Annotated in this window: 19 protein-coding genes and 2 pseudogenes; 10 read left to right on the forward strand and 11 right to left on the reverse strand. The window is 40.4% G+C overall.

All coding sequences use genetic code 11. The features are described from left to right. Positions 1–24 precede the first annotated feature (24 nt). The 5 genes and pseudogenes from ATS71_RS10300 to ATS71_RS10320 form a co-directional block, all read right to left on the reverse strand. Positions 25–2,140, reverse strand: a pseudogene (locus tag ATS71_RS10300) (methyl-accepting chemotaxis protein). Positions 2,141–2,243: 103 nt separating this feature from the next. After that, positions 2,244–3,461, reverse strand: a complete 1,218-nt coding sequence (gene arsJ / locus ATS71_RS10305) for an organoarsenical effux MFS transporter ArsJ (RefSeq protein ID WP_058404757.1) — start codon at positions 3,459–3,461, stop codon at positions 2,244–2,246. Positions 3,462–3,490: 29 nt separating this feature from the next. Continuing rightward, positions 3,491–4,501: an ArsJ-associated glyceraldehyde-3-phosphate dehydrogenase gene (locus tag ATS71_RS10310; protein WP_058404758.1), complete on the reverse strand. Its 1,011-nt coding sequence runs from the start codon at positions 4,499–4,501 to the stop codon at positions 3,491–3,493. Positions 4,502–4,539: 38 nt separating this feature from the next. Further along, positions 4,540–4,893, reverse strand: coding sequence for a metalloregulator ArsR/SmtB family transcription factor (locus tag ATS71_RS10315; protein ID WP_058404759.1), 354 nt, complete (start codon positions 4,891–4,893; stop codon positions 4,540–4,542). A 177-nt stretch (positions 4,894–5,070) separates the two neighbouring features. Further along, positions 5,071–5,499 (reverse strand): organic hydroperoxide resistance protein, encoded by a 429-nt coding sequence (locus ATS71_RS10320; protein WP_058404760.1) that lies wholly within the window; start codon positions 5,497–5,499, stop codon positions 5,071–5,073. A 136-nt stretch (positions 5,500–5,635) separates the two neighbouring features. Here ATS71_RS10320 and ATS71_RS10325 point away from each other — a divergent pair, with 136 nt between their 5' ends. Further along, positions 5,636–6,094 carry a MarR family winged helix-turn-helix transcriptional regulator gene (locus ATS71_RS10325; protein WP_058404761.1) on the forward strand — a complete coding sequence of 153 codons (459 nt, stop codon included), beginning with the start codon at positions 5,636–5,638 and terminating at the stop codon, positions 6,092–6,094. Between the two features lie 3 nt (positions 6,095–6,097). On the opposite strand, the gene ATS71_RS10330 is transcribed toward ATS71_RS10325, so the two are convergent. After that, a complete protein-coding gene (locus ATS71_RS10330) occupies positions 6,098–6,997 on the reverse strand; it encodes a LysR family transcriptional regulator (protein WP_058404762.1) in 900 nt (299 codons plus the stop codon). Positions 6,998–7,107: 110 nt separating this feature from the next. On the opposite strand from ATS71_RS10330, the gene ATS71_RS10335 reads away from it, so the two are divergent. The 3 genes from ATS71_RS10335 to astB all read left to right on the forward strand — a co-directional run bounded on the left by ATS71_RS10335 (position 7,108) and on the right by astB (position 11,135). Then, positions 7,108–8,118 (forward strand): zinc-binding alcohol dehydrogenase family protein, encoded by a 1,011-nt coding sequence (locus ATS71_RS10335; protein WP_058404763.1) that lies wholly within the window; start codon positions 7,108–7,110, stop codon positions 8,116–8,118. Between the two features lie 2 nt (positions 8,119–8,120). Then, entirely contained in the window at positions 8,121–9,224 is a 1,104-nt protein-coding gene (locus tag ATS71_RS10340) for an L-dopachrome tautomerase-related protein (protein WP_058404764.1), read from the forward strand. Between the two features lie 564 nt (positions 9,225–9,788). Beyond that, the gene (gene astB, locus ATS71_RS10345; RefSeq protein WP_058404773.1) at positions 9,789–11,135 is read left to right on the forward strand and encodes an N-succinylarginine dihydrolase; all 1,347 of its coding nucleotides are present in this window, start codon (positions 9,789–9,791) and stop codon (positions 11,133–11,135) included. A 59-nt stretch (positions 11,136–11,194) separates the two neighbouring features. Here astB and ATS71_RS10350 read toward each other — a convergent pair whose 3' ends face one another. After that, positions 11,195–12,049: a mechanosensitive ion channel family protein gene (locus ATS71_RS10350; protein WP_058404765.1), complete on the reverse strand. Its 855-nt coding sequence runs from the start codon at positions 12,047–12,049 to the stop codon at positions 11,195–11,197. A 366-nt stretch (positions 12,050–12,415) separates the two neighbouring features. On the opposite strand from ATS71_RS10350, the gene ATS71_RS10355 reads away from it, so the two are divergent. Next, on the forward strand, positions 12,416–13,096 hold the full coding sequence (locus tag ATS71_RS10355; RefSeq protein ID WP_058404766.1) for an SDR family oxidoreductase: 681 nt from the start codon (positions 12,416–12,418) through the stop codon (positions 13,094–13,096). Positions 13,097–13,272: 176 nt separating this feature from the next. On the opposite strand, the gene ATS71_RS10360 is transcribed toward ATS71_RS10355, so the two are convergent. Beyond that, a complete protein-coding gene (locus tag ATS71_RS10360; RefSeq protein WP_058404767.1) occupies positions 13,273–14,283 on the reverse strand; it encodes a 5'-nucleotidase in 1,011 nt (336 codons plus the stop codon). A 314-nt stretch (positions 14,284–14,597) separates the two neighbouring features. On the opposite strand from ATS71_RS10360, the gene ATS71_RS10365 reads away from it, so the two are divergent. Beyond that, entirely contained in the window at positions 14,598–15,866 is a 1,269-nt protein-coding gene (locus ATS71_RS10365; protein ID WP_058404768.1) for a M20/M25/M40 family metallo-hydrolase, read from the forward strand. Positions 15,867–15,933: 67 nt separating this feature from the next. Here the strand turns inward: ATS71_RS10365 and ATS71_RS10370 are convergent, their stop codons facing one another. The 3 genes from ATS71_RS10370 to ATS71_RS10380 form a co-directional block, all read right to left on the reverse strand. Then, positions 15,934–16,731 carry a response regulator transcription factor gene (locus ATS71_RS10370; RefSeq protein ID WP_058404769.1) on the reverse strand — a complete coding sequence of 266 codons (798 nt, stop codon included), beginning with the start codon at positions 16,729–16,731 and terminating at the stop codon, positions 15,934–15,936. A gap of 133 nt (positions 16,732–16,864) precedes the next feature. After that, a complete protein-coding gene (locus ATS71_RS10375) occupies positions 16,865–17,581 on the reverse strand; it encodes an SIR2 family NAD-dependent protein deacylase (RefSeq protein ID WP_058404770.1) in 717 nt (238 codons plus the stop codon). Next, positions 17,578–18,594 carry a Kelch repeat-containing protein gene (locus ATS71_RS10380; RefSeq protein WP_058404771.1) on the reverse strand — a complete coding sequence of 339 codons (1,017 nt, stop codon included), beginning with the start codon at positions 18,592–18,594 and terminating at the stop codon, positions 17,578–17,580. Before ATS71_RS10380 ends, ATS71_RS10375 begins: the two co-directional genes overlap by 4 nt. A 549-nt stretch (positions 18,595–19,143) precedes the next feature. On the opposite strand from ATS71_RS10380, the gene ATS71_RS19370 reads away from it, so the two are divergent. The 4 genes and pseudogenes from ATS71_RS19370 to ATS71_RS10395 all read left to right on the forward strand — a co-directional run. After that, positions 19,144–19,857 carry a TonB-dependent receptor plug domain-containing protein gene (locus ATS71_RS19370; protein ID WP_327078255.1) on the forward strand — a complete coding sequence of 238 codons (714 nt, stop codon included), beginning with the start codon at positions 19,144–19,146 and terminating at the stop codon, positions 19,855–19,857. Between the two features lie 6 nt (positions 19,858–19,863). Further along, on the forward strand, positions 19,864–20,742 hold the full coding sequence (locus tag ATS71_RS19375) for a TonB-dependent receptor (protein ID WP_327078256.1): 879 nt from the start codon (positions 19,864–19,866) through the stop codon (positions 20,740–20,742). Between the two features lie 166 nt (positions 20,743–20,908). Next, positions 20,909–21,517 (forward strand): annotated as a pseudogene (locus tag ATS71_RS10390) (EAL domain-containing protein); the annotation flags it as partial. Positions 21,518–21,531: 14 nt separating this feature from the next. Beyond that, positions 21,532–21,691, forward strand: a 160-nt coding sequence (locus ATS71_RS10395) for a transposase (RefSeq protein ID WP_152995675.1), incomplete at its 3' end; no start/stop codon positions are given.

Raw genomic sequence — 21,691 nt, forward strand, 5'->3', positions numbered from 1 at the left:
TTATTTTTAGAAATTATGTACCTGTTAGGTTTTTAACTTATTGAGTTCGCTATCTTGTTGAGCAACTAGCTTATTGAGAACTTCGCTGCTGTCGCCAGCCTGTGAAGATAAACCAGATAACTGAGAAGCTGCATCAGAAATAAGCGTTAAATTACGGTTTATTTCCTCTGTTACTAGGCTTTGCTCTTCAGCGGCTGTTGCAATATGCGTAATTTGATTAGTTATTTCATCCACTTTTACAACCACACTGTGCAGCGCGTCAAAAGCAACAGAGGTTTCGTCAACCGCGTTTTGTGCTCTTACAACGCCTTTTTCTATTACAGTGGAAGCATTGCCAACCTCATGCAGTAGGCTGTCTATAAGGTTGCTAATGTCATCAGTAGATGAACGTGTTTTAGAGGCAAGTGCTCTTACTTCATCAGCAACAACGGCAAAACCTCGACCGTGTTCGCCAGCACGTGCAGCTTCAATGGCTGCATTGAGTGCCAGTAGGTTAGTTTGCTCTGAAATGGTTCTGATCACATCTAAAATTTGCGTTATGTCTTTACTGCGCGTGGCTACTTTTTCAACCGCTTGGTTTGCCTCTTTTATTTCTTCAGACATGGTTTTAACTTGCGTCATAGCCGACGACAAGCTCGACTCACTGCTTACCACTAAGCCGTTAATTTCGTCAGCTTGCTGCGCCGACTGCTCAGACGCTCTTGCGACTTCAAGTGCCGTTGCGCTCATTTCGTTCATAGCGGTAACAACGCTTTCTATTTCTTTAAACTGCGCCTGCACATTATGTTTTGTGTCGATGGCTATATGCTGGGCAATTTCGCCTTGTTGCTTAGTCTGATACGGCTTTAAGCTCAGCAATTAGGTCGCGTAATTTGGTTAAAAAGCGGTTAAAACCACCAGCCAGTGCAATTAGTTCGGCATGGCTGTCTACATGTAAGGTGTGTGTTAAGTCGCCTTCTGAACTGGCTAGGTTATCAACGCGTTCTTGTATTTGTTCAAGTGGGGCAATAACACCTGCTACAACGAATTTCATAACTACAAAAGCAACACCCGCAATAATTAAGCCGGTTACTAAAATAATAGTGCCCAATGCTGCTGCGGTGCTTTGCATATTTTCGCTCAAAGCTTGTGGGCCAGCCAGTGCTAAATTTGCAGGTACTTCAATAATAAGCGACCACTGAGTGTCTGCAAGCTTTATATTTATGGGGTAATTAACCAGGTAAGTGTCATCCGCTTTTAAAAGATTGTTTTCACCTCGTACCTTTTCAACTTTACTGGTAATCGTGGATGACATGGCTTCTTTGTAAGGTCGGCCAAGCTTGGTTTTGTAGTGGCTACTGCCTACTATTAAACCAAAATCACTTAATAATGTTACCTTAGCTTGACCATTATAAAGCTCTTTTGAAAGCTGCTCTGTTAACGCTTGAAAAACCGGTAACGTTAAATCAACGCCAGATATACCAACAAACCGACCATCTTTGACAATAGGAACCGTAAGAGACGTCATCATTTCTGAGTTGCCTGGCGTAATTTCGTACAGGTAGGGTTCCATAATACAGGGCTTAACGTTGTCTTTAGCACACAAATACCATTCAGACTCTCGCAGGCCAAATTCATTAAGCTTAGTGAAATATTTTTCGGCAGGGTCGTCTACAACTTGCTGCTCAACCACGCCTGCTTTACTACGCGTAAAATAAATTTCGAGTGTACCAGCACCATCAACAGAGTGACTGTAGCCGCTTGTAAATTGAGTATCTTTAGAATCATAACCGTTTACTTCAAACTGGGAGTAGATGGAAGAAAGCGATTCATTATTATTTAATATGGATTGATTAAGATTAACAACGGATTCGCGACTAAGTGCATCATTACCCGCCGTGCCACTTAATATGGCAGCGAGTGAAAAAGGGACACGGTATGCCTCGTTAATAAACCCTGCAATTCTTTCACCATATACAGCCGCATTAGCACTTAGCTTTTCTTCAACCTCTGCTACTATGTATTTTTCTGACTGGGTTGATAGCTCATCGTTGCTTGATGATAGCTGCCACCACAAAACACTAGAAAGCACCAAAACTGTTATAAATATACTGCCTACTGTAATCCACAGTAGTTTTTTTGCTAACGATATTTCTCGCATTGACCCGCCCTTTGTTTAAACTACAAATACAGTTTAGACGATTTTATTAATCAAGCTATCGATAACCGTTAACAAAATTTAATTTAATACAATACGTTGAGTTTTAACGCTTGGCTAAAAAAGCAGTCGTCACTGAGGCACTTAGTAATAGCACCACACTCACCCACAAACAGGCACTTAATCCATAAACTTGGAATACCCAACCAGACAACACAGTCCCTAATAAACGCCCCATTGCATTGGCCATGTAATAAAAGCCCACATCTAACGACACCCCATCGTCTTTAGCAAAACTTACAATTAAAAAGCTGTGTAGCGATGAGTTAATTGCAAACACAGCCCCAAAAATAAGTAGCCCAACTATTAAGGTTATGTGTACCGCTAAGTTAAGTTGCATTAAAACGGCTAATACTAAAGTAACCATGCTCAGTAACACCACCCACCAATATGCAGTGGCACTTGCTTGTTTATGAGATTGGCTGTGTCCTGTAATACGTGGTGCCTGAGATTGCACTAGTCCGTAAGCAATAACCCACGTTGCCATAAACCCACTTACCCACCAATGATCCCACTTAAACTGAGCCGCTAAATAAACCGGTAATGCAACCACAAACCACACATCACGCGCTGCAAATAAGCACAAACGCGCTGCACTGAGTAAATTAATTGCACGAGATTTTGAAAATAACTCTTTAAACTTAGGTTTAGTTTTAGCTTTACCCATGTCGCCTTTTAAAAACACTAAACTTATTACCCACGCTATGCTGAGTAATACAATAAGCCCAACTAAAGCGCCAATAAACCCAAATAAACTTAATAGCAAGCCACCTAAAAAAAAGCCTACGCCTTTAAGTGCGTTTTTAGACCCCGTTAAAATAGCAACCCATTTATATAATTGCGCTTGCCCGCTGTCGCCTTGAGGAACTAAATACTTAATCGCGCTTTTGGCGCTCATTTTATTTAAGTCTTTTGCAATACCACTTAGTGCTTGCGCTACCATGACATACGCAACTGTGAGCCAATCACCCGGTACACACAGCATGCCTAAGGCAACAATTTGCAGCCCTAAGCCTATATTCATAGTTTTATTTAACCCAAGTTTGACACCTAACCAACCGCCCACTAAATTGGTGATCACACCAAAAATTTCGTAAAACAAAAACAGCATGGCAATAGCCAACGCACCATACCCTAACTGATGAAAATGCAGCACCACCAGCATACGCAGTGCCCCATCGGTTAAGGTAAATGCCCAATAATTACCGGTAATAATTAAATACTGTTTTATTGCTGTAGGTAAATTAGCAAGCTGCTCAAACATGGTTAAAGCCCTTTAAACCTTATAAATGGTTAAACCAAGTCGCTTTTAGCAACTTTAAGCATAAGCTCGGCGGTACGATTAGCGTAGCCCCATTCGTTATCGTACCAAGCGTATAATTTAAGCTGTGTATTATTAATAACCATGGTAGAGAGTGCATCAATAATGCTACTACGTGGATCGGTTTTGTAATCAATCGATACCAGCGGTTTTTCTTCGTAGCCTAATACACCTGCAAGCTCGTTTTTAGACGCCTGAGCAAACCATTCATTTACCTCAGTTGCAGTTACACCACGCTCAAGCTCAAATACACAGTCGGTAATTGATGCGTTAGTTAACGGTACGCGCACGGCGTGGCCATTTAACTTACCTTTTAGCTCAGGGAATATATGCGTAATAGCTGTTGCGCTACCTGTTGTGGTGGGTATTAAACTTGTCCCGCACGAACGAGCACGGCGTAAGTCTTTATGTGGCGCATCAATAATAGTTTGGGTATTGGTAATATCGTGAATAGTGGTCATTGAGCCGTGCTTAATGCCTACTTTTTCTTGTAGTACTTTTACAATAGGCGCTAAACAATTAGTCGTACACGAAGCCGCTGTAACAATTTTGTGCTCATCTGGGTTATATAAATTATCGTTAACGCCCATAACCACATTTAAAATGCCGTCTTCTTTTACTGGTGCGGTTACCACAACGCGCTTAACACCTTGTGCTAAGTATTGATTTAACAGCTCAGTAGTTTTCATTTTACCGCTGGCTTCTATTACTACATCGCAATCAGACCAATCGGTGTCGTTAATGGTTTTGTTATTGGTAACAGCAATAGTGTGTTTACCCACACTAAAGCTATTTTCGTTTGCTGTAACGCTGTGCGCTAAACGCCCATGCACTGAGTCAAACTCTAATAAATGGGCATGTGTTTTAGCATCGCCTGCAACATCGTTTACTTTAATAAATTCTACTTCTGGCCACTCTAGTGCTGCGCGCAGTGTTAAACGTCCCATTCGGCCAAAGCCGTTAATACCTACTTTAATTGTCATAATAAATACCTTTCGTAAAGTTATATCAATTTGCTTAATTAACAGCAGCTTGCTGCACGCTCAGGGCGATTACCCATTGCATTGAGTCGATTTAAATCGTCGTTATAAAACGAAGAATTTTCGTTTCGTGTTTGTGTTATTACGCTAAGAGACCACTCTGGCAGGGCTTTATTAATGCTGTAGTACACCCATTGATTTTGCTTTCGGTCGCTCAATAAGCCACATTGCCTAAGCTGCGCTAAATGGCGCGATACTTTAGGTTGGCTAAGTTCAAGCGCAGCAACAAGCTCACACACACATAGCTCTTGCTCATGGCTAATTAATAACATGGCTTTTAAACGCGTATCGTCGGCTAAGCATTTGTAAAATTGAAGTGGGTTGAGTTGTTCCATAGCATCCTCGTTTAGTTAGTGTGCATACAATAAAACAAAACAAGAATATATGAAATAGTGAATATACGATTTTTCGTATATTTATTTATAAGCGTGGAAACTCAGCTAAATTGCAACGCACAAAAAAAGCCCAGTGGCAAAACCCCTGGGCTATTACAATGCTAAGTAATCAGTTAACTAAATAACCGAAAGTTCCACCTCAATATTCCCGCGTGTAGCGTTTGAGTATGGGCATACTTGGTGTGCTTTATTTACCAGCTCTTGCGCTGCTGCTTTATCCATATCACCTAGTGATACCGCTAATTTAACTGCAATGCCAAAACCGCCTTCAATTGCGCCAATAGATACTTCAGAATTAATGTGTGTATCACTTGGTAGCGCAATTTTTTCGCTACCTGCTACAAATTTTAGTGCGCCAATAAAACACGCTGCATAACCTGCTGCAAATAGCTGCTCTGGGTTAGTGCCTTGTCCGTCATCACCACCTAGCCCTTTTGGGGTTGATAGCTTCACATCTAAACGGCCATCGTCAGATTTAGCTACACCTTCACGGCCACCGGTTGCAGTTGCTTTTGCTGTGTAGGCAACGTTTTGTAATACATTCATAGTGAACTCCAAAGTTTATCAATTAATTTATTTTGCATGCAAAATAATAGGGTAAGTAATTAGAGATTGCAAATACTTTGCATGCAAATTAAAATGTTTTTTTGAGTTAAAGGTATTATCGCGTTGGGAGTTAGGTATGTCGTTTGAGCAATTAAAATTAAAAAATCAGCTGTGTCATAGGCTATATATGGCATCAAATAGCATTGCACGCGCTTACCGTGAGCCTTTAGCTGCACTTAATTTAACGTATCCGCAGTATGTAGTAATGATGGCGCTGTGGGAGCAAGACAAAATAACCATCGCGCAGCTAATAGATAAAACCGCTATTGATGGCGGCGCTATGACCCAAATACTCAAAAAAATGACCGAAAAATCTTTGCTAGCTGTTATTAAAAACGAACACGACAAGCGTAAACGCCTAATTCAGCTTACCCACAGTGGGCAAGCCCTTAAAAACGACGCCGCTGATATTCCAAAAAATATACTATGTAAGTTTGAAAGTGTAGACCCTACGCAAGCCAAACAGCTTATGCAGCTACTTGATTTAGTAGTCAACGATTTAACTAGCCACAGCTGCGCAGAAAATAAAGATTAAAAACTACCCCACTAACGCGGTTATTTTTTGTTGAATAAACGCCCTAAATGCGCTGATCACCGGGGTCATTTGGCGCCGGTCGGCGTACATCATATAAAGCGGTAGCGGATCGCTTTGCCACTGTGGGCATAAATGAACGAGTTGCCCGCTTGCTAAATTATCAATTACATCCAAGTACGACTTATACGCAATGCCTTTGCCCTCTAGCGCCCAGCGCCTAACCATTTCGCCATCATTTACTATGTGTTGGCAATTTAGTTGCACTTTTTGTACCGCGCCATTTTTATAAAACCGCCACTCTTTAAACACTTCACCAAAACGCATAAAGGTAATGGTGGTATGCTGCGTTAAATTAAGGGGGTGTGTAAGTAATCCATTGTTTACTACATATTCAGGAGAGGCCACTAAAATACGCGCATTATTTAAAAAAAGCGGCGCTGCAATTAACTGCGAATCTTTTGGTACGCCAAAGCGAAGCGCAATATCTATTGATTGGCTATAAATGTCGCTTACTTCGTCACTTAAGTGCAGTTTAAGTTTTACATGCGGGTATTGCGCTAAAAACTCATTAAGCCATTCACTTAGTTTATTACGCCCTAAATCGCAGGGGGCCGATACCTGTAGCGTCCCTGTTACTTCACCTACTGCAGTTTGCACTGCGGCCACACCTTGTTGGATAAGCGAAAGTGAATCTTTGGCGTAACTTAAAAACTGCTCCCCAGCCACACTTAGGCGTAAACTGCGGGTAGAGCGAATAAACAGCACGTTTCCTAAATCTTTTTCTAGGCGTTTAATAGCGGCACTTACCGCCGCTGGAGTTTGCGCGTTTTGCCGTGCGGCTTCAGAAATGCTGGCGCAACTAGCCACATCTATAAAAGTTTGAATATCGTTAAATGATCGCATATTTTCAATTTAAATTTGAAAGTGCTTTAGTTTTTCATGTCTTTTTCTATTTTTCAACTGAGCTATAGTGCTTACATATTAAAAAGTACTTAAAATCATCAGGAACCCACATGAAAGCATTTGGCTACAGCAAAAACTCTAAAACGCTTACACCCAGCTCTATACAAGCAACTGAACTTGATACCCCAACCGCCACCGGGCACGACCTACTTATTGAAGTAAATGCTATTTCAATAAACCCTGTAGATACAAAAATACGTGCCAATGTAGCGCCAGAGCAAGGCTACAAAGTATTAGGCTGGGACGGCGTAGGCGTTGTAAAAGCCGTTGGCGAGTCGGTTTCGTTATTTAATGTGGGGGATCGTGTATTTTACGCCGGCGATTTATCGCGCCAAGGCAGTAATGCGCAATTTCAATTAGTTGATGAGCGTATTGTAGGGCGTGCGCCTAAAACATTAACCGACGCACAAGCCGCAGCGCTACCGCTAACCAGCATTACCGCCTACGAAATGCTGTTTGATCGCCTGCAAGTGCCTAAAAATAAACAAAATACTCAGCAATCTATTTTAGTTATTGGCGCCGCAGGTGGCGTTGGTTCTATTTTAGTACAGCTTGCCAAGCAACTTACTGGGCTAAACGTGGTTGGTACTGCATCACGCGAGCAAAGCGTAACTTGGCTTAAAGAGTTAGGAGCCGATCACGTGCTCAATCATTCTAAAAACTTAAACGAGCAGCGCAAAGAACTAGGTTTAGCTGAGTTTGATTACGTTATTGGCTTAACCCATACCGACCAATACCAAGACCAAATAGTGGAATGTATTAAACCCCAAGGTAAATTTGCGCTAATAGACGACCCAACATCGTTCGATATTTTAAAATTTAAGCAAAAATGTATATCGGTGCATTGGGAGTTTATGTTTACCCGCTCGCTATTTACTACAACCGATATAACAGCGCAGCACACCTTACTTAATGAAATTAGTGAGCTGATAGACGCAGGTACACTTAAAACCACGCTTGGGCAAAATTTAGGATTAATTAACGCCGCTAATTTATATAAAGCACACCAAATTTTAGAATCGCACACCTCACGCGGTAAACTTGTTTTAGAAGGCTTTTAAACATGATCGAGATTAAAAAAATACTTTTAGTTGCAGCCTGCAGCACCGCGTTTTTAACCAGCAGTGTGTTTGCTAATACTGCTAATCAAAATGCTGATTTAAAAACATTCGCCACTTTCGACGCGCAACACCCACCGGGTAACATTGCTATTACGCCATCGGGTCGTAAGTTTTTGTCGGTACATGGTTTTTACGGCCAAAAACAAAAAATTATGGAGCTATTAAGCGATGGCACCACCCAACCCTACCCTAATGAAGAATGGGCATACGCGTATAATAACGGCAAAGGGTTTTACGATGTACTGGGCATAAATGTATCAGCCGATGGCGTGTTATGGATGCTTGATACATCAGGCCCTGATCATGCTGGTCGTTTAGTCGGATGGGATACCCATAAAGAGCAGCTGCATAAAATAATTTACTTAGCTAAACCCACCATTACCGACACCTCGTTTTTAAACGATTTAGTCATCGATAATAAACACGGTGTTGTATACATTGCCGACACCGCACAAGGCAGCCAAGCCGCTATTATTACCGTAAATTTAAAAACTGGTGAGGCGCGCAGAGTATTACAAAATAGCCAATACAGTACAGCCGAAAACATCGACATGGTCATTGAAGGGCGCACCATGAAACTAGGCGGACAGCCAGCACGTTTAGGCGTAAACCCAATCACACTCGACCCAAGCGAACAATGGCTTTACTTTGGCTCTATGTCTGGCACGTCGGTTTACCGTATTGCCACAAGCGATATTAACAATAAAAGCCTGAGCGCAAGCGCTCTTGAGAGTAAAGTAACGCGTTACGGCACCAAGCCAATTTCCGACGGTATTATTGTTGATGGCGGCGGCAATGTGTATGTTACCGACATAACCAACGGCGCAATTGGCGTAGTAAAACCAAGTGGTAAATACCAGGTATTATTTAAAGACGAGCGCTTAAGCTGGCCAGATGGCTTTAGCTATGGCGCCGATCATAAAATATATTTTACCGTTAACGACCTACATCATTCGCCAGTATTAAATAATGGTCAAAACGAGAGCCACGGTAAATTTAAAGTCATGTCGTTCAAACCAATAGTAAAAGGGCAAGTTGGTCGTTAAACACGCTTATGCTTGTATTTTACTTCAACCAGCCCCGCTTACTTTTTGCAGGGCTGAGTTGTTTTTATGATCCAAAAAAGTGCAAATATTGACTATTTTTACCTATTTTGGTGCTAGTTTAATTGCACAAATAAAGCAAATAGCTGATTTATATTCATAAAATATTCAACTTAACATTGGCACAATTCTTCCTTAATTAAACACGTGTTTAGTGATTCAATAAGGAATAACCATGATCAGTTTTTACCATACCCTTTATCTTTTGTGGCGTTTAGACATTAGCGTTTGGCAGGTAAACGAGCCAACCAATACACATACTACTGCCGACAAAGAACGTGCCTATGTTAAGTAACACGGTAATGTACAAAAACGCAGCGTAAGCTGTGCAAATAAGCCCAACTGCATTTTTGTACATTATTTAATTTTACACCCTACCTATAAAATAAAACCTTTCTACTAAATACAACGTATTAAATTAAATATTTAAAACCAATGACTATACGCTTTGCAAGCGCAGCTATTGCGTTGTATGGTTGTTATATATTAATTATTTTTGGAAAAAGTATGCGCGCCTTAGAAGTGAATTTTGATGGATTAGTGGGCCCAACCCATAACTATGCCGGTTTATCGTATGGTAATGTTGCCTCATTAAATAACGCGACAAGCTTTTCAAACCCGCAAGAGGCCGTATTACAGGGCCTAGAAAAAATGAAAGCCATGCACGATAAAGGCCTAACACAAGGTGTGTTTGCGCCCCACGCTCGCCCCGATTTAAACGTGCTTCGTCGTTTAGGCTTTACCGGTAACGACGCACAAGTCATTCATAAAGCATTTAAAGCCGACCCTATTTTATTACGTGCGTGTTATTCGGCCTCTGCAATGTGGACCGCCAATGCTGCTACTGTTTCACCTTCGCCAGATACCCTCGATGGCAAAGTGCATTTTACCTCAGCTAATTTAAACAATAAGTTTCATCGCTCGCTAGAGCCTGCTACCACTACCCGCTTATTAAAAGCCATGTTTAATAACGATAGTTATTTTACACACCATACTCATTTACCTGATCAAGGCTTTTTTGGCGACGAAGGCGCTGCAAATCATACCCGACTTTGCGACAGCCACGGCGAGCAAGGCCTAGAAATGTTTGTATTTGGCGCAAGTGCCTTTAACAGCCAACTACCAAAACCGGCTAAGTTTCCTGCAAGGCAAACACTTGAAGCCTCAGAAGCTATTTGTCGTTTGCATAATTTAAAAGAATCGAGCCAAATTTTACTGCAGCAAAACCCCGACGTAATAGACCAAGGCGTGTTTCATAACGATGTAATTGCAGTAGGGAATGAAAACGTACTACTTTGCCACCAGCAAGCATTTTTAAACCAACAAGACGCCCTGCAAGAAATTCGCGATGCCTACACCGGCAGCAAACAGCTATGCATAATTGAAGTACCTACTGACAAAGTAAGCATTAGCGATGCAGTAAGCAGTTACTTATTTAATAGCCAATTAGTAAGCCTAGACGATGGCTCAATGCTATTAGTAGCGCCACAAGAGTGCCAACGTAACAGCGCAGTAAACGCCTACATTGAAGAAATGATTTTAGCCGATAACCCAGTAAACCAAGTGCAGTTTTTTGACCTGCGCCAAAGCATGCAAAATGGCGGCGGCCCTGCCTGCCTGCGTTTACGTGTAGCCCTTAACCAACAAGAGCTAAGTGCAGTAAACCCAGAGGTTATTTTAACCGATACTAAATACACTCAGCTTTGTGATTGGGCTAAACGTAACTACCGCGATAAATTAGGTGCAAACGACTTCGCTGACCCTGCTTTACTCTACGAAAGTTACCAAGCACTAGATGAGTTAACCCAACTGCTTAATTTGGGTTCAGTATACGACTTTCAATTAGCGCGTTAAATTTTTTGAAACCAAAATAGCGAGCCTTGGCTCGCTATTTTTATTTATGCTAATAGTGTTTAAATATCTTTATTAACCGTTACTGCCGATGCCATCGACTCAGATATATGCAAAGTACGCTGCGGAAACGGAATACTCAGCCCTGCACCTTCTATAGCTTCTTTAACGCGTTTATTTAAATCCCACACGGTTTGCCAGTAATCGCCGTTTACCGTCCATGCACGTAATTGAATGTTCACCGCGCTTTCGCCTATTGAGGTAACCATTACTTTAGGTGCTGGCTCTGCAAGTAGTCGGCTTTCTGATTCGGCGAGTTCTTTAAGTACATTTAAACCAACATCAATAGAGTCGGCGTACGAAATTCCCACCACTATATCCATGCGCCTTTTACCGTTACGGGTAAAGTTTTTAATGTTGCCGCCCCACACTTTACCGTTAGGCGATGCGATATACAGGCCATCGGTGGTTTTAAAAATGGTCGTAAATAAGTTTATTTCTTTTACTGTGCCAAGCGTACCGCTCGCATCTACAAAGTCGCCTATTTTAAATGGCCTAAGTATTAGTAACATAATGCCAGCGGCAATATTACTCAGCGTGTTTTTAAGCGCCAAACCAATCGCTAAACCCGCCGCGCCCATTAACGCTATTAAACTTGCCGTATTAACGCCAAAAATATCTAAAATAAACAGCCCTGCAATTATGTAAACTAAATACCCCGCAATGCTCGATAACAGCGGTAGTAGCGTTTCGTCTACTTTTTTTAATGGCGACTTAGAGTTTTTAATCGCTTTTTTAACCGAGCGCGCAATAAGTGCACTCGCAACTAAAATAGCCAAGGCTAATACCACTTTGTAACCTAAAGTGATGATAGTTTCTGAATGGCTTTGCCAAAACACAATAAGTTTATCTTTCATATTTGTTCCGATAAAAAGCTGTCACACAGCAAAATTAAAATGAGCCCAATTAGTTTTAGCTCATAATTTAACGTTAACGACCAAGTACCTGTTGACCCTACAGGATTATTTTCACTCTATTTAGTGCCGATTTAATCCAACGCAAGAACAAAAAACAGACGCGTTAACAAAAAGCCGCGCGAGTATATAGCCATAAATAAAATTAACCTATATTTTTTATACACACGGCAAAATTAAAGTATTAAATGAGCCGCTGTATGTTCAATTTAGGTTAACCTCAACCTGCTATGGTAAATCTTACTCAATGCATTATTTAACTAATCGAATTTCTATAATTTTGAATAGGTAACCATAGGAGAAGTAATAATGGCGAAAGAAAAAATAGTCCTCATTACAGGTGCTTCAAGTGGCATAGGTGAAGCAACCGCCAAAACACTGGTTAATAACGGCCACAAAGTAATACTTACAGCCAGAAGCGAAGACAAATTAACTAAATTAGTACAATCATTAGGTGAAGATGACGCACTGAGTGTACCCGCAGATGCCACCGACTTTACCGAGCTTGAAAACGTAGTAACAAAAGGGCTCGAAAAATTTGGCCGACTAGATGCCGCATTTGCCAATGCAGGTATGGGCGTTTCAACCGCAGGCACCGAAAAGGGTGACCCTGATGAATGGTCAGCCATGATAGACATAAACATTAAAGCTCTGCTGTGGACGACAAAAGCAACACTGCCACATTTACGCCAAAACAAAGGTCATTTTATATTAACCAGCTCAGCCGCTGGCCGTAAGCCAATTAAAGGCTCTATTTACGGTGCAACTAAATGGTTTGCTTACGGGTTTGGGCAAAACTTGGCTGAAGAAATGAGCGAGTGGAATGGCCGCTGTACCACCATAGCCCCAGGCATGGTAAACACCCCATTTTTTGATGAAGCTAAGCCCGACAAACTCGACCCGCAAGATGTAGCCGACGCGGTATTGTTTGCAATAGAAGCAAACCAGCGCAACAGCGTACGCGAGATTTATTTAATGCCAACTAACTAACGTTGATTGGTTCAGTTTGAGCTGTCAGGTTTAATGCCAATGATGTTAAACCTGACTTTTCCTAATGTTAATCTCAACTAATAAGAGTCGTATATGCTGAACTCAGAATAATTATTTATAATTAGCTCAAACGATCATTTTATCTCGCTTGAATAGCTTATTAGCTGCAATCACAGCTAAACGCTTTCCTTTTTTGATTTGCTTTCTTTGCTCTTATTAACTCGATCTTCAATTAGCTTATTCAAAGGGGAGTTGCTAGGATACAACACTTTAGCACATGGAATATCAATGGCCGCAGGGTCGAGATGCGAGTCTTGATCATCAAAAAATATATGTGGCTTAAATGCCTTTAAAAATCGACTTTTTTGAAGTCCACCAAGAAAGAACGCTTGATCAATATAAACATCCCATGCTCTCAGCGTCTTTATTACTCGCATCTCAGCAGGACTATTACGCGCAGTCATTACAGCTAACTTAACAGGAGAATATTCAATACGACCTGGTAATCTTTCTTGAACCTTTGATAATTTCTTCAATAGATTCGCGTAGGGTCCATCAGGAAGTGGGATATCTTGATTTTCATCTTCATTTGACCAAAATTTTTCCAGTCCTTCTGTTTGATTTACTAACTCACTTGTTTCATTAAATAAGACAGCGTCAGCATCAAAGGCAAACCTAACTTGTTGTTCATCTAACGGTTTCGCATTTTTAGGAGGAGCTTTAACTAATGCTGATGCGCATACTTTACTATCTATAACATCTTGCGCATCTTCTTCATTTGTAGTTAAAAACAAATCCACATAAAAAGCATCTAGATAAATAGAGCTTTTTTCACCTGCAATGAATGCAGATCTAGTAATAGGTAAATTTCGTCTTCGGATTTCTTTTAATACTCTGAAACCAGTTTCTGGGCTATTCCTTGAAATAACAACAACTTCAACAATAGGTGTACTATCACCTTTGTCTAAATGGTCATTTAAATTAAGAAGAGATCTTACAAGTGACATACCTGTTCCATCTTCTAATGGTTCATCCTCTCTCTCGAGCATGTGTTTTCGATATTCATCAATAGCGGAATCAGGATCTAATTTTGATTTTTGTTTGAAAATTTCAGCTGATTCAGAAAGATCAAATAGTGCTGTAGCAGATATCCCTACAACTAATGTTTCATTTAACTCTATGGGCATACATAATCCTTTTTAGTAAACTGTATTATCAGAGGTCATTCTTATTCTTAAGTAAAATGTCCCTATTTTGTGTAGTTCTATTAATAGCAAAGACTGTGAGTTATTACCAACCATAAATATTATGTTTGGTATAATTTACTGCTTACTGAAAAATAGAAACATTTCATCGTAGTTCTGTAGAGAAAACTATATTAACTATGGTCATCATGCCAACTTTAAACCCTGAGTTTAAAGTAACTCCAAGCTACTTCTATTGAATACTCTGTATTTTTACTTCATATTAAATAATCTTATTTCTCACTTATTAGGCTGTTATGTCACTTTTAAAATTTAGCCAAGCCCTTATATTTATCCTTGCGAGTACCCTTTCGCTTACAAGCCATGCGGCGCTTGATAAAAACGAGCGTGAAATAGAACAAGCGGTAAACATTAATAGCGGCTCGCTTGATATTGACGGCGTAAAAAAAGTAGGCGCTATTGCAAGCGAGCAACTAAAAGCGATTGGTTTTAAGGTCGAGTGGTTAGATGGCAGCGCGTTTAACCGTGCTGGGCATGTACTCGCTACGCATGAGAGTAAAAAACCCGATGCAATAAAAATACTGATGATCGGCCATCTAGATACGGTGTTTGCCAAACACGATAACTTTACGACCTACAAACAAATTGATGAATACACCGCGAGCGGCCCAGGTGTAGCCGATATGAAAGGCGGTAACACTATTATAATTACCGCCCTTAAAAGCTTACAAGCCCTTAATTTACTTGAAAACGTAAGCATTAAAGTACTGCTTACGGGCGATGAAGAAAGCAGCGGTCGCCCACTTAGTTTATCTAAGCAAGTTATTGTTGATGGCGCAATATGGGCAGATGTCGCGCTTGGCTTTGAGAACGGCGATAACAATATTAAAACCGCGATGGCAGCGCGCCGTGGCTATACCGGCTGGACGTTAAATGTAACGGCCAATGCAGCTCATTCGTCGCAAATATTTAGTGAAAGTGTGGGCTATGGCGCTATTTACGAGGTGTCGCGTATTTTAAATGACTTTAGAGAGCAACTTGCCACGCAACCTAATTTAACCTTTAACCCGGGGCTTATTGTAGGCGGTACAAATGCCGATTACGATAGTGCTAACTCGTCAGCCACGGCGTTTGGTAAAAGTAACGTAATTGCGCAAACCGTGCATGTAGCGGGTGATTTACGTGCGCTTTCGCCAAAGCAGGTAGAAGGCGCTAAAAAAGTGATGCAGCAAATAGTGGCTAAAAGCTTAAATGGCAGCCAAGCTGAGCTTATTTTTGAAGACGGCTACCCACCAATGGGACTCACCGAAGGTAATAAAAAGCTGCTTGCACTGTATAGCCAAGCAAGCCAAGACTTAGGCTATAACAAAGTGGTGGCTGCAAACCCTCGTAATGCCGGCGCTGCTGATATTTCGTTTGCTGCAAACCATGTTGATATGGCGCTTGATGGCCTAGGACTAATGGGAAGTGGCGCGCACACTAAAAACGAAACCGCCGATTTAACCAGTTTAAATAAAAACACCGCTAAAACAGCGCTGCTTATTTATAGATTAGGGAAAATGTAAAAGTATTTAAAAACGAGTGCTGTTATTTTTGCACTCATTTTAAATACATGTGATGAAAAAATGTTTATCACGACATTATTTTAAAGAGTAAATCTCGCACTGTTGCGGGTTCAAACGGTTTATCACAAATGGCATCAACGCCCGCTTGCGCAATATTAGCTAGATGGGTGTCGTTTGCCTCTGAGCTCACCATTAAAATAGGAATATGCGAGTAAGCATTTGAGCCACGTACTGTTTCGGTTAACTCACGCCCATCCATTTCCGGCATGTTATAGTCGGTAATAATCAAGTCGAACGACTGCTCGTTAAGTTTTTCAATTGCTTGTTTACCATCTTCTGCTTCAACCGGGGCTGGAATTCCCATACCAGCAAGCACACGAATAATATGCTTGCGCGCAAAACGACTATCATCAACAACAAGTACACGTAAAAGTGTGACATCAAAGTGCTCTAGTTCTACCTCTTCTTCTGTAATTATATCGAGCGTTGCTTTTAATGCGCGTGTAATTGCATCTGCACTGAATGGTTTAGGTAAAATAGCTAATACGCCCGACTGCCTTAATTGCTCAAGGTATTTTTTATTTCTTTCGCTCGAGATTAACATAAACGCTTGGCTTTCTGTGCGCGGATTTGAGCGAATATTTTGTAACAGAGAATCTGCAGTACCATCGGCTAGGTACATGCTACTAATAACTAAATCTGGGTGATACTTTTCTAGCAATGCTAACGTTTGCGCTTGATTACTTGCAGTTTCTACTTGCGTTACACCACATTGAGTTAGTGATTTGATTATCAGTTTTTGCTGAACCTCTGACGGCTCTACTAATAATATTGATAAATTGGCTATTGCAGTTAAATCACTCATGTAACTCTCTTAGGTCATGTTATTTTAAACGATTTCGGTTTACAGTTTCATTATAAAACAACATGTATCACTGGGGTTAACAAAACGCATATTTTTATGTATTTATTTGTAAGTTTTAAATTACATAAATAAATTAGCAATGCTGGATATACTCAAGTGCAGTCATTTTTTTATAGCTTACATTTGGGTGTAAAACATGCGCGGGACTAGGATCTACCACCTCAATAGGTATGCTGTAAGTACGAGCTATTTCAATTGCCATTTGAGTGATATTGACACTAAATGAGGTGCCTATAAATACAATTTTATCGGCATTGAGCATACGCTGCTGTGCTTCGGTTATTCTGTAAAGCTCGGTGTAGTATTCATCAAATAATAAAACAAAGGGCTTAAATGAATGGTTTAACTCAGGCGTTTGGTTTTGAATATTAAATAGCTCAAAAAGAGAGTCATGCAGGCGGCTTTCGTCTACGCTATCCCATGGGGTCACTAGCGGTTTAACTGCTTCGCCTTGTTCATGAAATAACGTCATTTGATCGAGCCTGCCATGTATAGCAATATAATTGTTATTACCCGCTTTGCCATCAAGCCCATCTATATTTTGGGTTATTAAGTTTTTATCGCTCAGCCAATGGTGTACCTCGTTAGGGCCATGGTTACGATACGTTGCAAAGCGGTTGTAATACCAGGCTAAAAACTCGCGCGGATTGTTTTGATACATAGCACGCGTGGCCATTTCCATAGGCGTATAGTTTTTACTGCCTATAGTCCAAAAGCCATCTTCGCCCCTAAAAGTAGGTATACCACTAGCAGCGCTTACCCCTGCGCCTGTAATATAAAGCGTATTCACTTTGCTACCTCATAACCTGTTACATCGCTTATTACTTGTTGTTGGTTGTTCATACCTCCAACACGATATAAAGCCCCGTTGTGCTCAAGTAGCCCGCGGTGATCCATAGTGCCTGCGGCTAAAGGCGATAAAACTTGCCATGAATTTTGCTCAATATTAAAACGCCACACGTGTTTACTTGCCGGTGCTGGCTTTTTATCATAACCAATGCCGTTATAGTTATAGGGGTTGTTAGAACCAGCCATCATGTAAATGTTGCCATTGTAACTTGTAGCAGCCATACGGTAATGCGACTCACCTGTAGGATGAGGTAACGTGCGCCAATCTATTTTTTGCACATTGTTAGCATCTATTGTGCCTTTTAAACACTGCGCAACACCTGTAAACGAGCGGCGTGAATCTGGGTTTGCTTGGGTTTTAACGCCATCGCATATAACAATAGTGTTACCACTAATAGCAGCTGCTTGGCCAAATACAGGCTCGCCTAAAAAAGGTGATGCCTGTTGCCATGTGTTGGTTTGGGTATCGTATACCTGTACTAAATTTACGTTACCATCGTTATGCCAGCCGCTAATCAGGTAAATGTAGCGCTCTTTGTAGCTCAGCGCTACACTGTCATCTACCGGTACTGGCATGCTTGCAAGGTGTTTGTATGTATTGCTTTTTATATCAAAACGGTAAACATCGGGACTTGAAATTTCAGTATGGTCGCTATCTACCGTATAACCACCAAATACATAGGCGTATTCACCTAAGCCCACAGCAGTACTTGCTAAGCGCCCTTTTAGTGGCAAACTTGAAGGCACACTCGCTTGCTGCTGCCATGCGCCCTCACCTAATTTAAGAGAAAACACCTTGTTGTGTACATCGGTATGTTGTTTGTTTTTACCCAGCCCCATAAAACTTAAAAAGTAGCTTTGGTTTTGTACTGTAACCTTAGCTACGGCATTGTTTGCAACGGGCTCAGGTAAAACAGGAAGACTAGCTAGCAGTGCAGAAAAAATAAAACTCATATAATATTCTGATAATCGTTAAATGCAGCAAGATTAATTTATTTTTTAACCCTGAACCAGTATTGATAAGCTTTATTGAGAATAAATTTAATTACGCCACCATTAGGGATCACCATCATTTTAATTTATCAAAGCATTTTTATGCGAAACAACCTGATTTAGGTGGCAAAAAGCAATCAAACATGGGCTTAATACTTTCGTTATAAGATAATATATAATCAATCATTTAAACCTACACTTAGTAATGATGTTATTTTAACCAAAATTGCTATATGAGCTAATGATATACGAATAAAAGTAGTCTCGATTTTTATTAATGACGATAACGTATTTTCTATGTTTAAAGCTTTTACGATGTTAATGTAATGTTTTAAAAAGCAACCTCGCTTATATAATCTTTGACTAGGTAGGAGATCCTTAGTGAAATTTTCGTATCAATCACTATGGCCATTTTTATTATTATCGCCGCTTGTGATTGCAGACCCTTTTGAAGACACAGAGCTAGACCTTAGCGCATTAATGGAAATGGATGTGTAAGTAACGTCTGCAATGAAGCGAGCACAGTCTGCATTTAATACCGCCTCGTCAATCTATGTATTAAGCAAAGAACAAATATATAAGTCGGGTGCAAACTCAGTACCTGAAGCGCTAAAAATGGTGCCAGGTCTTATCGTTAGGCAACTTGATAATAACCAATGGGCAATTTCTTCGCGCGGTGTTGCGTCTCGATTTTCAAGTAAACTTTTAGTTATGGTGGATGGGCAAAGCTTATATACACCTAAATTTGCTGCTGTCTACTGGGAAACACTTAACGTCCCACTTTATGATATAGAACGAATAGAAGTTATTCGCGGTCAAGGCGGCTTATTGTGGGGCACAAATGCAAATAATGGTGTTATCAATATTATTACTAAAAACAGTATTGATACCCGTGGGGCCTATGCAAATGCTACTACGGGTAATCAAATAAACATTAATACCAATGTACGCTATGGTAACGATTTAGCTAATAAAGGAAGCTATCGTATTCATGGCCATGTAAAAAATGCCAATGAATCAAAAAAAGGAATTTCGTTAGAGCCTACCGACACAGCAAAACAACATTCTTTTGGCTTTCGTACTGACTTTACACCTAGCGATGATTGGTCGGCATTGGTTCAAGGCGACGTTACTCACTCAAACCTTGGCCAAAACTTTCGTGGAGTCATTGACGCAACTAATAAAAACGTTTTATTTTCGGATGACTTATCACGCACAGATTAGCGTGTTATGGCGCGCCTTGAAAATAGAATATCACCAGATGCCAATCAAATGTTGCAGATATCGTGGTTGAAACAAAGTGGTAATCAGACCTATATAAAAGAAAATTTTGAATCTATAGACATAGACTACCAAATGAACTTTTTATATAACTCTTTGCAGCTAGATTGGGGGCTAAATTATAGGTATAACAATATCTCTTTTGACGAGAGCCTATTTTTAGACAGTGATAAAAACCTTAACAACCTACAACAGTATGGCGGGTTACTTCAGGCTCAATACAATGTAATACCTAACTCTCTAGACCTTATTATTGGCACTAGGCTCGATCACAATGACTTAACTGGTTGGGAAAACCAACCATCAGCTAGGGTTATTTATAAGCCACAAGAAAACCACCTAATTTGGGGAGCCATATCTAGAAGTGTTCGTACACCAACCCTTATAGAGTTTAATGATGACTATAAAGTGAATGGCACGGTTGTAGAAGAGGCGCTCGGAGGAAGTGCTGGGATTAGAGCTATTGATGAATATGCGATTGCAACTTTCCTCAATGGCAACGACAACGTTGAATCAGAAAATTATGTTTCATACGAGTTGGGCTACCGCTTTGAAAGTGAAAACACCTCTGTGGACTTTTCTGCATTTCATACCGATGCCGATAATATAGCTGCAATTAGATTTAACACCGATCCTAATCAGTTTTTGCCCGCGATACGTTTTTTTCAACTCGGTCAATTTGAACAAGCCGCATTTGCGCTTACTCAAACCCGTGTTGACCTTGATATTGTCTCAGAGGGTGAAACAACAACTAACGGGGTTGATATAGTCGCCACTTGGCAACCTTTTAATAACCTAAGTACAGAACTAGGGTATAGCGCCAAATAAATCTGAGGTTAGATATCAAGATTCTAAAACTGTGGCCAAATTTTATTGACCACCTGTATCTTGAGGCTTTGGATGATTAGCTATCTCCAAGCTCTAAAATCAGTGAGGATGTTGTACCACGTAATGTTTAACATTGAGCTGTAGATTATCCCCTGATTTTACTTTCTACATACCCATAGCAGAAAAAAATGGATTAATAACTGATATTGGTAAATGGGTTGAGTCTCAAGCAATACAAGACTGTATTTTATTTAATACACTTTCAAATAAGCTGATCCAAGTAAGCGTCAATACCTCACCACTTGAAATTGATCGTTCAGGAGAATGGGTTGGTGGATGGATACAGGCTAGTAAGCAATATAACTTACCCGCACACTCAATTTTAATTGAAGTAACAGAGAATACTTTAATGGGTACTGACGCAGAGTTTAAAAGACAGTTAAAGCACCTAAGTGAATTTCAGATAGATGTTGCTATTGATGACTTTGGTGTAGGGTATTCATCACTGGCTTATTTACAACGGCTAGATATCGACATACTAAAAATTGATCGCTCGTTTATACAAGACATAGAAACAAATGAAAACAGCATTGCTCTGGTAAAAGCTATTATTACAATGGCTCATAACTTAAATGTAGAAGTCGTTGCTGAAGGCGTAGAAGATCAAAAACAATATTTGTTACTGAAACAGTTAAATTGTGACTACATCCAAGGATACTTTTTTTCAAAGCCTGTATCCCCCTGTGTCAGGATAGTTGTCGCCTCTAACTTTTAAGAGAGGTAGATAAAATGAGTCGTCGGTTTACACACGAATTTAAAGTACAAGCTGTTGAAAAAGCACTATCTCAATGTGATGATGTTCGTATAGAAGATATTGCAGATGATTTAGGCGTCGGCTATTCAACACTACAACGGTGGATTGCACTTGCCAAAAACCATGAACTTGAAA

The sequence above is a fragment of the Pseudoalteromonas sp. H71 genome, assembly GCF_001468485.1.
In the GTDB taxonomy this organism is placed as follows: domain Bacteria; phylum Pseudomonadota; class Gammaproteobacteria; order Enterobacterales; family Alteromonadaceae; genus Pseudoalteromonas.

Excerpts from the sequence above, each read along its gene's own strand:
- arsJ (WP_058404757.1), bottom strand. The coding sequence starts at position 3,461 with ATGTTTGAGCAGCTTGCTAATTTACCTACAGCAATAAAACAGTATTTA.
- ATS71_RS10310 (WP_058404758.1), bottom strand. The coding sequence starts at position 4,501 with ATGACAATTAAAGTAGGTATTAACGGCTTTGGCCGAATGGGACGTTTA.
- ATS71_RS10315 (WP_058404759.1), bottom strand. The coding sequence starts at position 4,893 with ATGGAACAACTCAACCCACTTCAATTTTACAAATGCTTAGCCGACGAT.
- ATS71_RS10320 (WP_058404760.1), bottom strand. The coding sequence starts at position 5,499 with ATGAATGTATTACAAAACGTTGCCTACACAGCAAAAGCAACTGCAACC.
- ATS71_RS10325 (WP_058404761.1), top strand. The coding sequence starts at position 5,636 with ATGTCGTTTGAGCAATTAAAATTAAAAAATCAGCTGTGTCATAGGCTA.
- ATS71_RS10330 (WP_058404762.1), bottom strand. The coding sequence starts at position 6,997 with ATGCGATCATTTAACGATATTCAAACTTTTATAGATGTGGCTAGTTGC.
- ATS71_RS10335 (WP_058404763.1), top strand. The coding sequence starts at position 7,108 with ATGAAAGCATTTGGCTACAGCAAAAACTCTAAAACGCTTACACCCAGC.
- ATS71_RS10340 (WP_058404764.1), top strand. The coding sequence starts at position 8,121 with ATGATCGAGATTAAAAAAATACTTTTAGTTGCAGCCTGCAGCACCGCG.
- astB (WP_058404773.1), top strand. The coding sequence starts at position 9,789 with ATGCGCGCCTTAGAAGTGAATTTTGATGGATTAGTGGGCCCAACCCAT.
- ATS71_RS10350 (WP_058404765.1), bottom strand. The coding sequence starts at position 12,049 with ATGAAAGATAAACTTATTGTGTTTTGGCAAAGCCATTCAGAAACTATC.
- ATS71_RS10355 (WP_058404766.1), top strand. The coding sequence starts at position 12,416 with ATGGCGAAAGAAAAAATAGTCCTCATTACAGGTGCTTCAAGTGGCATA.
- ATS71_RS10360 (WP_058404767.1), bottom strand. The coding sequence starts at position 14,283 with ATGCCCATAGAGTTAAATGAAACATTAGTTGTAGGGATATCTGCTACA.
- ATS71_RS10365 (WP_058404768.1), top strand. The coding sequence starts at position 14,598 with ATGTCACTTTTAAAATTTAGCCAAGCCCTTATATTTATCCTTGCGAGT.
- ATS71_RS10370 (WP_058404769.1), bottom strand. The coding sequence starts at position 16,731 with ATGAGTGATTTAACTGCAATAGCCAATTTATCAATATTATTAGTAGAG.
- ATS71_RS10380 (WP_058404771.1), bottom strand. The coding sequence starts at position 18,594 with ATGAGTTTTATTTTTTCTGCACTGCTAGCTAGTCTTCCTGTTTTACCT.
- ATS71_RS19370 (WP_327078255.1), top strand. The coding sequence starts at position 19,144 with ATGAAGCGAGCACAGTCTGCATTTAATACCGCCTCGTCAATCTATGTA.
- ATS71_RS19375 (WP_327078256.1), top strand. The coding sequence starts at position 19,864 with ATGGCGCGCCTTGAAAATAGAATATCACCAGATGCCAATCAAATGTTG.